11 protein-coding genes are annotated in these 13,834 nt (G+C 44.5%); 6 read left to right on the top strand and 5 right to left on the bottom strand.

All coding sequences use genetic code 11. The annotated features are described in order from the left end of the window. Positions 1 to 2: 2 nt before the first annotated feature. From BCU34_RS08315 to BCU34_RS08295, 5 genes are all read right to left on the bottom strand, one after another. Positions 3 to 1,508 carry an inactive transglutaminase family protein gene (locus tag BCU34_RS08315; protein WP_048659662.1) on the bottom strand — a complete coding sequence of 502 codons (1,506 nt, stop codon included), beginning with the start codon at positions 1,506 to 1,508 and terminating at the stop codon, positions 3 to 5. A 17-nt stretch (positions 1,509 to 1,525) separates the two neighbouring features. Continuing rightward, the gene (locus BCU34_RS08310) at positions 1,526 to 2,266 is read right to left on the bottom strand and encodes an ATP-dependent zinc protease (protein WP_102432929.1); all 741 of its coding nucleotides are present in this window, start codon (positions 2,264 to 2,266) and stop codon (positions 1,526 to 1,528) included. 314 nt (positions 2,267 to 2,580) lie between these two features. Continuing rightward, positions 2,581 to 3,552: a tRNA 5-methoxyuridine(34)/uridine 5-oxyacetic acid(34) synthase CmoB gene (cmoB, locus tag BCU34_RS08305; RefSeq protein WP_102432928.1), complete on the bottom strand. Its 972-nt coding sequence runs from the start codon at positions 3,550 to 3,552 to the stop codon at positions 2,581 to 2,583. Between the two features lie 107 nt (positions 3,553 to 3,659). Next, positions 3,660 to 4,388: a carboxy-S-adenosyl-L-methionine synthase CmoA gene (gene cmoA, locus BCU34_RS08300; RefSeq protein WP_017062083.1), complete on the bottom strand. Its 729-nt coding sequence runs from the start codon at positions 4,386 to 4,388 to the stop codon at positions 3,660 to 3,662. 139 nt (positions 4,389 to 4,527) lie between these two features. Next, on the bottom strand, positions 4,528 to 5,433 hold the full coding sequence (locus tag BCU34_RS08295) for a DUF72 domain-containing protein (protein WP_170960839.1): 906 nt from the start codon (positions 5,431 to 5,433) through the stop codon (positions 4,528 to 4,530). A 280-nt stretch (positions 5,434 to 5,713) separates the two neighbouring features. Between BCU34_RS08295 and aspS the strand changes: the two genes are divergently transcribed. The 6 genes from aspS (at position 5,714) to cydA (ending at position 13,824) form a co-directional block, all read left to right on the top strand. Beyond that, entirely contained in the window at positions 5,714 to 7,492 is a 1,779-nt protein-coding gene (gene aspS / locus BCU34_RS08290; protein ID WP_019821025.1) for an aspartate--tRNA ligase, read from the top strand. A gap of 172 nt (positions 7,493 to 7,664) precedes the next feature. Continuing rightward, positions 7,665 to 8,186, top strand: coding sequence for a crossover junction endodeoxyribonuclease RuvC (gene ruvC / locus BCU34_RS08285; RefSeq protein ID WP_102432927.1), 522 nt, complete (start codon positions 7,665 to 7,667; stop codon positions 8,184 to 8,186). 214 nt (positions 8,187 to 8,400) lie between these two features. Further along, on the top strand, positions 8,401 to 9,861 hold the full coding sequence (locus tag BCU34_RS08280; protein WP_102432926.1) for a methyl-accepting chemotaxis protein: 1,461 nt from the start codon (positions 8,401 to 8,403) through the stop codon (positions 9,859 to 9,861). Positions 9,862 to 9,953: 92 nt separating this feature from the next. Then, on the top strand, positions 9,954 to 10,565 hold the full coding sequence (ruvA, locus tag BCU34_RS08275) for a Holliday junction branch migration protein RuvA (RefSeq protein ID WP_017062079.1): 612 nt from the start codon (positions 9,954 to 9,956) through the stop codon (positions 10,563 to 10,565). 103 nt (positions 10,566 to 10,668) lie between these two features. Then, positions 10,669 to 11,685 carry a Holliday junction branch migration DNA helicase RuvB gene (gene ruvB / locus BCU34_RS08270; protein WP_017062078.1) on the top strand — a complete coding sequence of 339 codons (1,017 nt, stop codon included), beginning with the start codon at positions 10,669 to 10,671 and terminating at the stop codon, positions 11,683 to 11,685. Between the two features lie 552 nt (positions 11,686 to 12,237). Then, positions 12,238 to 13,824, top strand: a complete 1,587-nt coding sequence (cydA, locus tag BCU34_RS08265; RefSeq protein ID WP_048659656.1) for a cytochrome ubiquinol oxidase subunit I — start codon at positions 12,238 to 12,240, stop codon at positions 13,822 to 13,824. Positions 13,825 to 13,834: the final 10 nt, after the last annotated feature.

Raw genomic sequence — 13,834 nt, 5'->3', positions numbered from 1 at the left:
ACTTAGTCCTCCGCTAGCGGTTTAAAGCGACGAAGCTCGGTTAGACGGTATCCTGTGTAGTTACCTAGTAGCAAGATGGTCGCTAGAATAACAAGTTGTAAACCAATAAAGTTAAACGTTAAGTGCTGAATGAACGGGTTAGTCATGCCTAAGTAAACAAGAACCGCAGTAAATAGAGAACCACCACCTTGCAGCATTACTTCTTTCGCGCCTTCTTCTTCCCATAGGATAGACATACGTTCGATAGTCCAAGATAGGATAATCATTGGGAAGAACGTAATGGATAGACCTTCAGTCAGACCCACTTTAAACGCGACCACAGTGAATACAGAAATAATCATGATTACCGTGATGATTACGGCGGATATCCTGGCGACCAGTAGCAAGTTGAGTTTGGACAAGTAACTTCGAATAATCAGACCCGTACCTACGATAAGTAGGAAGCCGACAATACCCGTTACCAATTGTGTTTGCACAAAGGCTACCGCAATCAGTACTGGCATGAAGGTACCAGATGTTTTCAGGCCGATGATGACACGGAGGAACACAACAATCAGAGCACCGATAGGAATCAGCATGATGGTTTTAAACATCGCTTGTTCTTCTAGCGGTAGGCTGTGAATCGATAGGTTCAATAGCTGGTCTGCAGATACCTTACTGTTGGTTGCTTCCGTTGGTGAAACCTCTTGAGCAATCATAGAGAAGTGAACTTTACTGTTCTGACCGCCAACAACATCCAGTAGAGAAACGTTTGATTCGTCCCAGATGAGTAGGTTTGGTTGAACTTGTTGTTCGCTTGATTCCGGAGAGAACAGAATCCACTGGTCGTTATCCCAGATCTGAATCATGTTTTGAATCGACTGACGACGACGGCCGTCTTCTAGCTCGATAACACCAACGACTTTGTTGTGTATTTTCGCTGCTGAAAGTAGCTTGTGTGTCGCTTCCACTTTAGTCATGTTATTCAGAATAAGCGCTGAGTTTTGGCTGTCTGGATCGTTAAGTGTTTTGATGAGCTCACGGGTAAAAGTGAGGTTGTCTGCAGAACGCTTTGTCGCTCTATCAATCAATGCAAAAGAAGCGGCTTCTTCAGGGCCGTCGAAGCTTGGCTGTGCGACTTCGCCTTCTGGCGGTATAGCATCAACTTTTGCTTGGTTGTCGACTAGGAATTGTGTTTTGTAGTAGATAGTTTGAGGGCCATCTGCGTATCGAATAGACCACTCTGCGCGGCGACCTGATTCGGTATTCAAGTAAGAGATACCATAACCTGGCGATGAAGCCGATTCGCCGATAAGTGTGTAGTTAGACTGAGTATGAGGAGCCGCTAAGGAAACTTTTGCTTCTTTGCCTACTGCGTTGAACTCGATGCGAGCTTCAACGTCCCAAACCTGTCTGGTTTCCCCTGGAGTCCAAGGTACACCGTAGGTCGTATGTCTGAACATACTCAGTGTTATACCTGCCACGATAAGCAGGAATATAGAGATATAAAATGGAATTCTTGACGTCATAGCTTACCCTACTATTGTTATTTAACTTCCGTTTGTACGTACTTTTTACTTACATCTACTAGCGCTATGTCTTTGATAAATTCGCGCCCTAATAGTACAGGGTGACTCATTTGAGAGCGATCCGCCAATGTAAATTGCGCTTTTTCATGGATTTTTCCAACTTTCACCCATAATTCGATCACAGCTCGACGTTCTGCCTGATCATTGGTTGATTGACGGATTTTTACATAACGTACAACAGGCGCTTCAATCCATTTCTGGTCTTCTTCCGCTTGGGCTTTATCGTCTAGGTGGAATTTAACCCAGTTCTTGCCGTTACGTTCGAATTCTTTGATATCGACAGCGTTTAAAGAAGAGGTGGTTGCGCCTGTATCCACTCGTGCATCAAAGCTTTGCTTAATAGAGTCGATAGACACTTTTTCAATGCCGCCAAGGATAGTCGGTTGTGATGTAGGAGCGATAGGGGCCGCTGCAACTGCTACGGGTTCTTCTTCCTCTAGCTGTTCAATAACCTTGTGTTCCATGCTCGTTAGATGGACATCTAATTGGCTAGAAAGGGTAGTAATTTCGTCTTCTAAGCTTTCAATATAATCACTTTGATTGCTTAGTTGCAGTTCAAGATTTTGAACCTTATTTGCGATGTTTGTCTCTGAGCGGGCAATAGCATCGAGAGTTTCTTGGTGGTAGGTGGCACCGTTAGTCAGGGTACAACCAGAGAGCAAACCAACCGCCACAATCGGCGATAATCGCTTAAACATAAAAAAACCTTTGAGAATTAGAGAATAGTTCAGACTATTTAGAAGTTTAGCCCACAAAAAAGGATGCGTGAAGCATCCTATTGTAAGAGTCTGGTCATATTGAATCGCAATGTGAGCGCTACGCCAATTATTGCTATTTGAAATAGCTCACTTATTAAACATAAGTCAATTTTTGTTCAATTTGTGAGCTCAGGAAGAAAAGTTCATCGCGAAATCAACGGTGACTTTTTGACCATGGCAAGCCATTGTTTTGCTGTCTTATATAGGCTTGTGTTTTATTTACTCAATATGCCACTGCTTTGTGGGCAGAGATTCTATGGCTTTGTTGCTACCAAAATCGCACGTCTTGGCGCTGGGTGGCCTTCAACCGTTTTACCTGGATCGTTCGGATCTAGATAATCTGGAAGAGAGTTGTGCGTCATCCATTCTGTGGTGCGTTGTTCACCAATTGTCGTGACATTTTCATCAACGATACGTACGTCTTCAAAGCCAACTTGTTCCAGCCAGCGTTTTAGTGCGCGAGCTGAAGGGAAGAAGTACACGTTTCTCATCTGTGCGTAACGGTCAACAGGGACCAGTACCGCATTTTCATCGCCTTCAATTACTAAGGTTTCAAGAACCAGTTCACCGCCAGACACCAATTGGTCTTTTAGCTGAATCAAGTGGTCAAGTGGCGAACGACGGTGGTAAAGCACACCCATGCTGAATACTGTGTCGTAGGCTTCTAGCTTTGGCAGCTGCTCGATACCTAGAGGTAATAGGTGAGCACGTTGGTCATCGCCCATTAACTTACGAATTGCTTCAAACTGAACCAAGAATAGATGAGAAGGGTCGATACCAACCGTTAAGCGAGCACCTTCACCGAGCATGCGCCACATGTGGTAACCATTACCACAACCTACATCGAGAACCGAACGGTTTTTCAATGGGGAGATATGTGGAAGCACACGATCCCATTTCCAGTCACTACGCCACTCAGTATCGATATGAATATCGTGAACCGTGTAAGGGCCTTTTCTCCATGGGTGGAACGTCTTTAATAGGCTTTCTAGCTTTTTAAGCTCACCTGTGTGAAATGGTGTTGAGCTGCCAATCGTCACTGAGTTCTTCAGGTCAACTTGGTCTGGTACACCTTGTGGAATCTTGTTTAGTGCACGTAACCAACGGTCGAAGTCACCGTGCTCTGCATTTTGCCAATCTGTCAGTTGCTGTGGCAGAACATTGAGCCACGGCTGAAGGCGAGTGTCTTGGGCAATAAGTTGATAAAAATTGGCAAAATTAAACATAGTTTTTCACTGAGTTAATAGGGGCAATAAACCCTAAAATAAAAATTAAATTTGTCATTTCCTACAGTGAGGATGACGTTCTAATACGAGCTGACCAGGTTTGTAGGCTACTTAATCGCGAACATTGAACCAAAGTTGAAACATTGGAACCAAACTTCGCTGCTTGAGAAGCCAATCTTATCAAATCGTTCTCTGTGAACAGGGATCGAGTCTGGGCGCATTACGTTTTCAATTGCGCTGCGTTTCTGGCTGACTTCCAGTTCGCTGTATCCGTTAGCACGCTTGAAATCGTGGTGCAGGTCGATAAGCAGTTCGTTTGAGCTTTCGTCTTCGAATACGTATTTTTCTGACAGGATTAAGATCCCGCCAGGGCGCAGGCCTGCATGAATTTTTTCAAGTAGAGCGTATCGATCGTCTGGCGACAGGAATTGCAGCGTGAAGTTAAGTACCACAACCGAAGCGTCTTTGATCTCCACTTCACGAATATCGGCTTCAATCACCTCTACTGGTGTGTCACTACGGTAAGCATTAACGTGCAATTTACAGCGCTCAACCATGGCTTCTGAGTTATCGATAGCGAAAATCGTGCAGCCTTCTTGCTGAATGTGACGACGCATAGAAAGTGTCGCCGCACCAAGCGAGCAGCCAAGGTCGTAAATATTTGAATGTGGCTTTACAAAGCGCTCAGCCAGCATGCCGATTGCAGAGATGATATTGCTATAGCCAGGCACCGAGCGTTGAATCATATCCGGAAATACTTCAGCAACCCTTGCATCAAAGGTGAAGTCTCCAATTTTATCAATAGGAGCGGAAAAGATATTGTCTGTGTTGCTCATGGCATTTTCTCTCGACAGTCAGCGTAATTGGCACAAAATTCATACCAAATAAAAGGGGACGTATTTTACGTAAAAAAAGCGCCACTGTCACGAAAACTGAGATTTAGCTCAAGGTTCGAAGTTGCTGATAGGTGATGGGTTAAAACATCGAGATTTGATTATTGCCTTTCTGAGCCGGAAACTGAGCCAGATCAGGTAATAATAATGATGTACTTTCAGACACTTGCTTTTGTAGTTGTTTATAAATTGCGATTGCAAGTTCGGGTGCGTGATTATTGTCTGGTGTGTGGATCATTAAATAGGGCTGCTTGCCTTCATTAAGCCAGTTTGGGATTTTGGCAAACCAAGGCTTAAAAAACTCAATATTAGGTTCTTGGTCTGGGTGACCAATAAATCGAATCATTGGGTTATTGGCGGTCGCAATGGCATGAACAGGAACACGGGGTTTTTTCTGGTGTGCATCGATCACCGCTTCTGTGGTTGGTGGCGCAGAAAAAACGGGGCGGCTGTCCATAATGATGCGATTGATGCCTTCCTCTACCAGCCATTGATTGAAGCGCTTTTCCGCATCGCCTTTATCAAAGAACCCCAAGTGGCGAACTTCGACGCCAAGCTGCATATCTTTTGGGAACAAGGTACAAAACTTTTGTAGGGCAGGCAGCATGCTGGGTTCAAAACTGTGTGGTAGCTGAATCGTCCATTGACCAATGCGATCATGCAGTGGCGACATAGTCATTAAGAACTCTTTGAGTTCTGCTTGGCAGTGCCTGAGTTGTTGCTGGTGGGTGATGAATTTAGGTAGCTTGAAAGTGAACTTGAAATCATCATGACTGGCGGCTTTCCAGTTATGAACTGTCGACATACTTGGCGTCGCGTAAAAGGTCGTGTTGCCCTCAACGGTATGAAAAACTTGCGCGTACTTCTCTAAGCGTTCAGCAGGCTTTGTTCCTTTTCCGTAGAACTGACTTTGCCACTCAGAATGAGACCACATGGTTAATCCAAGTCTTAGAGGTAAAGTGTCCATCGTTTTTGCACCATTGGTCATCACATTACTGCTTTTAATCGAAATGAAAATCTACTGTACGAGAGTTTTGCTGATTAAGGTACTTTCGAGATATAATTATCGCAATTTTTTCGGTTTTGATGAATCTTTGCGCACTTGATGGGCTAAAAAGCAGCAAAGCCAGATAAAACACAATAAATTCGAATGTGGAAGGTCGATTTTAAGCGAGTTTCCGCGTATAAATGTTCCTTTGCTCTGTTGTGTGGAATGACCACTGACAGCCTGGAAATTAGTAAATTATTAAGAGATTGGGAAATTCATTATGCGTACCCATTACTGTGGTAACCTGAACAAGTCCCTGGCGGGACAAACTGTAGAATTGTGCGGCTGGGTAAACCGTCGCCGTGATTTAGGCGGTCTTATCTTTATTGATATGCGTGATCGTGAAGGCATCGTTCAGGTTGTTGTCGATCCAGATATGAAAGATATCTTCCCGATCGCTAACCAACTGCGTAATGAATTCTGTATCAAATTTACTGGTGAAGTACGTGTTCGTCCTGATAGCCAAGTAAATAAAGACATGGCTACTGGTGAAGTAGAGCTTTACGCGACTGGTCTAGAGATCATCAACCGTTCAGAAGCGCTTCCACTAGACTTCAACCAAACGAACTCTGAAGAACAGCGTCTTAAGTACCGTTACATCGATCTTCGTCGTCCAGAAATGAGCGACCGTATCAAGCTTCGTGCACGTGCTTCTAGCTTCGTTCGTCGTTTCCTTGATGAGAACCTATTCCTAGACATCGAAACGCCAGTACTAACGAAAGCGACACCAGAAGGTGCTCGTGACTACCTAGTACCAAGCCGTGTTCACAAAGGCAGCTTCTACGCACTTCCTCAATCTCCTCAGTTGTTCAAGCAACTGCTGATGATGTCTGGTTTTGACCGTTACTACCAAATCGTTAAATGTTTCCGTGATGAAGATTTACGTGCTGACCGTCAGCCTGAATTTACTCAGATCGATATCGAAACATCTTTCATGACTTCTCAAGAAGTACGTAACGTGACTGAGAAGCTTGTTCACGATATGTGGAAAGAACTTCTAGATGTTGAACTAGGCCAATTCCCAGTAATGCCTTTCTCTGAAGCGATTCGCCGTTTCGGTTCTGATAAGCCAGATCTACGTAACCCACTAGAGCTAGTTGACGTTGCTGATTTAGTTAAAGACGTTGAGTTCAAAGTATTCTCTGGCCCGGCTAACGACGAAAAAGGTCGTGTAGCGGTTATCCGTGTTCCAGGTGGTGCTAAGCTAACTCGTAAGCAAATCGACGGTTACGCTGAACACGTAAACATCTACGGCGCGAAAGGCCTAGCATGGATGAAGGTGAACGACCGTGCTGCAGGCATGGAAGGTATTCAATCTCCAGTTGCTAAATTCCTAAGCGAAGACGTAATCAACGGTATTCTAGATCGCACTCAAGCTGAATCTGGCGATATCATTCTGTTCGGCGCAGACAAAGCGGGCATCGTTGCTGAAGCAATGGGTGCACTTCGTCTTAAACTAGGTACTGATCTAGAGCTAACAGACACATCTGCTTGGGCTCCACTGTGGGTTGTTGACTTCCCAATGTTCGAAGAAGACGGCGAAGGTAACCTACACGCAATGCACCACCCATTCACATCGCCACTAGGTGTGAACGCGGAAGAGCTTAAAGCAAACCCAGCAGCAGCAAACTCTGATGCATACGACATGGTAATCAACGGCTACGAAGTAGGCGGCGGTTCTGTACGTATTCATAACGCAGAAATGCAAACAGCGGTATTCGGTATCCTAGGTATCGAAGAACAAGAGCAACAAGAGAAGTTCGGCTTCCTACTTGAAGCGCTTAAGTACGGCACGCCACCACACGCTGGTCTAGCATTCGGTCTTGACCGTCTAGCAATGCTACTTTGTGGTACTGAGAACATCCGTGACGTTATCGCATTCCCGAAAACGACAGCTGCAGCATGTCTACTAACAGACGCGCCAAGCCTAGCGAACCCAGCATCACTGGAAGAGCTAGCAATCGCAGTTAAATTGGCAGAGAAAAAAGAGCAAGCGTAAGCCTGTTATCTTTTCTTGTTGATGAAGAGATCCTAGTTGGTAGAGAGCTCTTAATTAATTAGCCAAGACTTGCCAGTAAATTAGAAAATGCCCGTTAATTTGACGGGCATTTTTTTTTGCGTTCGATATACTAAGCTCATAAAGCATGTATAAATAATCAGCATTTGAAGTTATGTCTATTATCTTAGGGATTGACCCTGGCTCACGCATTACCGGTTACGGTGTTATTCGTCAAAATGGCCGCCATCTATATTACTTAGGGAGTGGTTGTATTCGCACCTCAGAAATAGAGTTACCGGGTCGACTTAAGCAGATCTATGCAGGTGTGAGCGAAATCATCACTCAGTTTCAGCCGGATGTGTTTGCTATTGAGCAAGTCTTCATGGCGAAGAATGCGGATTCTGCACTTAAGCTTGGACAAGCTCGTGGCAGTGCGATCGTAGCGGCTGTAAATGCGGATTTGCCTGTTCACGAATACGCGGCTCGTTTAATTAAGCAAGCCGTGACAGGTAATGGTGGTGCAGATAAGTCTATGGTTCAGAACATGGTGATGAGTATGCTTAAGCTACCTGCTAAGCCACAGGCCGATGCAGCCGATGCTCTAGGCGTAGCGATCACTCACGCTAACACCAACAAAACATTGATAGCACTGGCTGGTAAGGCGACAGGCGCGAGAAAAGGGCGCTACCGTTAAACCTCGCTCTCTTGTTAGCTCCTAACATACAGCCTTTAGACCTATTCTATTGATGAGCCTTACACCCTGTTTGGCTCATATCAAAATACTACGCCGCTAAATCCTTGATGAAATGAGATCTTTCGAACAGAACCCAGATAATAACATTGCGTATCATTTAACATGTTATTAACATTGGTCGGAGGTCTAACAAGTTAATCAAGGATGATCACTGATGAACCCAATCAAGCTGTGGCGTGCGCTGTTTCTACCTAAAAGTAATGGGTGGAGTAACAACGAAGTCAGACAAGCCGATATCTTATTACTCTTCACTTTTATCGCCTTCTTTGTTGGTGTCTACAGCTTAATCAAATGGACCAAGCACGAAGAGCAACTTCTGATCGCTACATCTGTATTCCTTATCGCGTTTGAACTGATCTCCGCACTGCTGTTGCGTGTTACCAGTAAACCGAGCCTTGCACTCAATTTTGGCTTTGTTGGTATGGCAGTACATGCGCTGAATATCATCTACCAAAGCGGTGGTGTGGTGGCATCGACGCAGGCGTATTGGGTTCCTTTGTTAGTGGTCGCTTTTTTCTTGTCAGGAACACGTATTGTCGCCTTGGTATGGAGTGGGTTAGTGATTGGCGTTTCATTGATGATGACGTCAGCTCACCTTAATGGATTTGAATTTCCGCAGTTAGTACTTACTCCGGAAGCGGTGGTGGTTGAAACCTGGTCTGGTGTGATCATGCCGCTGGTGGTGATTTGTATTGCTCAAGCGTTTACTGCGAAGCAAAAAGAGGTTGCAATCGAAATGGCGGAAGAAGCGATTTCAGAAAGCCAACAGATTGCTAATCAAGCGACAAAGAGTGAAGGGCGACTCTCGGTGGTGCTTGACCAAGCTAATTCGAATTCGGAAAGCTTACAGGGCGTATCTGTGCATCTAGACCAACAGTCGCGAGATTTACATTCGCAAGTTGAGGTGCTGAATATCAATTGCGAATCTCAGGCCAGTGCGGCAGAACAGATGAGCCAACAATTGCACCAAATGACTCAAGGTATCGAAGAATCAAACTCATTTGTGGGTGAGTTGAAAGAGCGTAGTGAAGCGGTCGGAGAGAAAGCGCAAAAGAGCTCTGAGTCATTAGAAGCCTCAACCAGTGCTATCACTCAGATCATTCAAAGTAATCAAGAGATCATGAAAGTCGCTGACTTGATTACTTCAGTAGCGGAACAAACTAATTTGTTGGCATTAAACGCGGCAATAGAAGCGGCTCGCGCAGGTGAGCAGGGAAGAGGCTTTGCAGTAGTCGCCGACCAAGTAAGAGAGTTATCGGCGAAAAGCAGTCATTCCGCGATAGAAATTCGAACCTTGTTGGACCGTAGTAAAGACGAAGTGGAACATGGTCGAGCGATAATTGAAACCACGGCGAATGAGATGAACGGCATCATCTCAGAAGTTCAAACTATCTCGACTGACGTCAATCAGCTCACCAACATTATGGCGATGCAGATGAGTTCTTTGAAAGAGCTCGATCTCGCGAGTTCAGAAGTGGCACAGAGCGTTGCGGAAACCAAATCCGTGTCCGGCTTAGTCGCCAATTATGGTTCTGAACTCACAGGGCATGTTACCTCTGTCAAAGAGCTGGTCGAAAGCTTAAATAACGTGGTTTCACAAGCCAAACAAGCGTAAATAAATCACCCGAATAAACACAAAGAACTGGATAAGCATCCAGTTCTTTTATATTCTGTCCCTCAAATTATATTCCATCAAGAGAGTGAATTGTGATCGGACGTCTACGCGGTACATTAATAGAAAAACAGCCACCAGAATTACTAATCGAAGTGAGTGGCGTTGGCTATGAAGTTCAAATGCCAATGAGCTGTTTTTATGAATTACCAAATGTGGGCGAAGAGGCAATTATCTACACTCACTTTGTTGTTCGTGAAGATGCACAACTGCTTTACGGCTTCAATACAGTTAAAGAGCGTGCGCTGTTCCGTGAAGTTATCAAAGCAAATGGTGTTGGTCCTAAACTTGGTCTTGGTATTCTTTCAGGTATGACGGCGAGTCAGTTTGTTCAGAGTGTTGAACGTGAAGATATTTCTACGCTAGTGAAACTGCCGGGTGTCGGTAAGAAAACCGCAGAACGTCTGGTTGTTGAAATGAAAGACCGCCTGAAAGGGTGGGGCGCGGGTGACCTATTTACTCCAGCGACGGATGCAGCACCAATTGATTCTATGCCAACCGTTCACGACGCTGAAGAAGAAGCGGTAAGTGCGTTACTTGCATTAGGTTACAAGCCGACTCAAGCTTCTAAGGTGGTTTCTCAAGTGGCTAAAGATGGCATGACCAGCGAGCAGTTAATTCGCGAAGCACTGAAATCGATGGTTTAATACCTCATATACTTGTTCTACAAAACAGGCTCATTCACTTTGCCTTTACACAGAGTCAAGAAGCGCAGAGTCAACAAGCGCATAGTTAGGAATAGCAGAATTTATGATTGAAGCCGATCGCCTTATTGCACCGGACAACCCAGTATTCAAAGATGAAGATGTCATTGATCGTGCAATACGCCCTAAAGCACTTGCTGACTATCAAGGTCAGGATCATGTTCGTGGCCAAATGGAAATTTTCATCAAAGCGGCGCAATTGCGTAATGAGGCCCTCGATCATTTGTTGATATTTGGTCCTCCAGGCTTGGGGAAAACCACGTTGGCGAACATTGTTGCTAATGAAATGGATGTCAACATTCGCACCACTTCAGGCCCTGTACTGGAAAAAGCCGGCGACCTAGCGGCGCTGCTGACTAACCTTGAAGAAAATGATGTCCTATTCATTGATGAGATCCACCGCCTTAGCCCTGTGGTTGAAGAGGTGTTGTATCCAGCAATGGAAGATTACCAATTAGATATCATGATTGGTGAAGGCCCTGCGGCACGCTCTATCAAGATCGATCTTCCACCTTTTACGTTGATAGGCGCAACGACTCGTGCTGGCTCGCTTACGTCTCCGTTACGTGACCGTTTTGGTATCACTCAGCGTCTTGAGTATTACAAAGTTGAAGACTTGCAAAACATCGTGCAACGAAGCGCTGATTGCCTTGGTCTTTCTATGGAATCAGAAGGGGCGTTAGAAGTTGCTCGTCGTGCTCGTGGTACACCACGTATTGCCAACCGTTTACTGCGCCGTGTACGCGACTATGCGGAAGTGAAAGGAGATGGTCATATCTGCCCAGAGGTTGCCGATAAAGCGCTTAACATGTTGGATGTCGATGCTAAAGGTTTTGACTACATGGATAGAAAGCTTCTGCTTGCGATCATGGAAAAGTTTGGTGGTGGTCCAGTGGGTATCGACAATATGGCTGCAGCGATCGGTGAAGAAAGAGACACCATTGAAGATGTGTTAGAGCCTTACTTGATTCAGCAAGGTTACCTACAAAGAACGCCAAGAGGTCGAATCGCGACCGACAGAGCTTATTTACACTTCGGAATAGATAAGCCGTCTAATCGTTAAATTATTCATTTTTAAAGATCCCAGTTGCATAAGCGCTAGGATTTTTTGCATTTTACTGAATAACAACTCTTTGCGCTAATCGATAAAAAGGCTGAATAGCGGCTTTCAAAAATGAAAACTTTGATTTCAGGTTTGATTTAGCTAACAAAAATTGAAATAAGTTGTCATAACTTTTGTTAGTACTTTATGGGTAGTTGTAATTTGTATGTTGAAGTGGTGCTGAGCTTTTGTCACAGATATCATGCGCTGTTATTAACAGAGCTCAAATTGGTGTGATTTTAATCATGATTGTTCAAAAAGACCTCTAATTTGCGTGAATAAAATTGATACAAATCAACGCAGGCTTCTCCTATAAATCTTTTGAAACATACTGATTTTACCAGTAATATTAGCGTCAGCTATATTAGCTCATGCTTAACAATAATCTAACTATAACGGTACGTTTTTGCTACAAATTTCAATTTGTAATAACAATTGCATAAATTGTTTTAACATGGATTTTTGCGGTGAATAATCACACAAGTGTCATTCAGCCGACACAAAGGAGTTACCATGATTGATGTTGTTGATCTGTCGCGATTGCAATTTGCATTTACAGCGATGTATCACTTCCTATTTGTTCCACTGACACTAGGTATGGCATTTCTACTTGCCATTATGGAGTCAGTTTATGTAATGACTGGCAAGCAAATTTACAAGGACATGACTAAGTTCTGGGGTAAATTGTTTGGTATTAACTTTGCTCTTGGTGTAGCGACAGGCTTAACCATGGAGTTCCAGTTCGGTACTAACTGGTCTTACTATTCTCACTATGTTGGCGACATCTTTGGTGCACCGCTGGCTATCGAAGCGCTTGTTGCATTCTTCCTAGAGTCTACTTTTGTTGGTCTTTTCTTCTTCGGTTGGGACAGATTGTCGAAGCGTCAACACTTAGCGGTAACTTGGTTAGTAGCACTTGGTTCTAACTTCTCTGCGCTTTGGATCTTGGTAGCTAACGGCTGGATGCAAAACCCAGTGGGTGCGGAATTTAACTTTGAAACGATGCGTATGGAAATGGTGAGCTTCGCTGAAGTTGTACTAAACCCAGTAGCACAGGTTAAATTCGTACACACAGTAGCGTCTGGTTACACAACGGGTGCAATGTTCATCCTTGGTATCAGCTCATACTACATTCTTAAAGGTCGTGACCTTGCCTTTGCTCGTCGTTCTTTTGCGATTGCAGCATCTTTCGGTATGGCGGCGATCCTGTCAGTAATCGTGCTAGGTGATGAATCTGGTTACGAGCTTGGTGAAGTTCAAAAAGTGAAACTCGCTGCTGTAGAAGCAGAGTGGCACACTGAAGAAGCACCAGCTGCATTTACTGTTTTTGGTATTCCAAACCAAGAAACAATGGATACTGACTACGCAATTAAGATTCCTTACGTAATGGGTATTATCGCAACACGTTCTCTTGATAAAGAAGTAACAGGCCTGCGTGACCTGCGTGATGACCACGTTGATCGTATCCGCACGGGTATGTACGCATACGAGCTGCTTGAAAAGCTACGTTCAGGCGATAAGTCTGAAGAAAACATGGCGGCATTCGACGAAGTGAAAGGTGACCTAGGTTACGGTCTACTACTTAAGCGCTACACAGATGACGTTGTTGATGCAACAGAAGAGCAAATCCAAATGGCTGCGGATGATTCTATCCCAACAGTTTGGCCTCTATTCTGGTCATTCCGTCTGATGGTTGCTTGTGGCTTCATCATGCTGTTTGTATTCGGCGCAGCGTTTGTTCAAACATGTCGTCAGAAGATCGAACAGAAACCATGGGTACTTAAAGCGGCGCTGTTCTCAATCCCACTTCCTTGGATTGCGATCGAAGCGGGTTGGTTCGTTGCTGAGTTTGGTCGTCAACCATGGGCGGTTGGTGAAATCCTACCGGTTAACGTTGCAGCATCAGCATTAACTATTGAACAGCTTTGGACTTCTCTATTCGCTATCCTGGCACTGTACACAGTGTTCTTGATTGCTGAAGTTTACCTAATGCTGAAATTCGCACGTAAAGGTCCAAGTAGCTTAAAGACAGGCCGTTACCACTTTGAACAAAACGATAACTCTGTTGAAGACAAAGTTAGCCGTTCAGTCGAAGTATAAGTGAGGGAAT

It is taken from the genome of Vibrio sp. 10N.286.45.E10 (genome assembly GCF_002874195.2).
GTDB classification, from domain to species: Bacteria; Pseudomonadota; Gammaproteobacteria; order Enterobacterales; family Vibrionaceae; genus Vibrio; species Vibrio crassostreae.
Note: the sequence above shows the minus strand (reverse complement) of the source record. Positions and strands in the feature narration are given on the sequence as shown.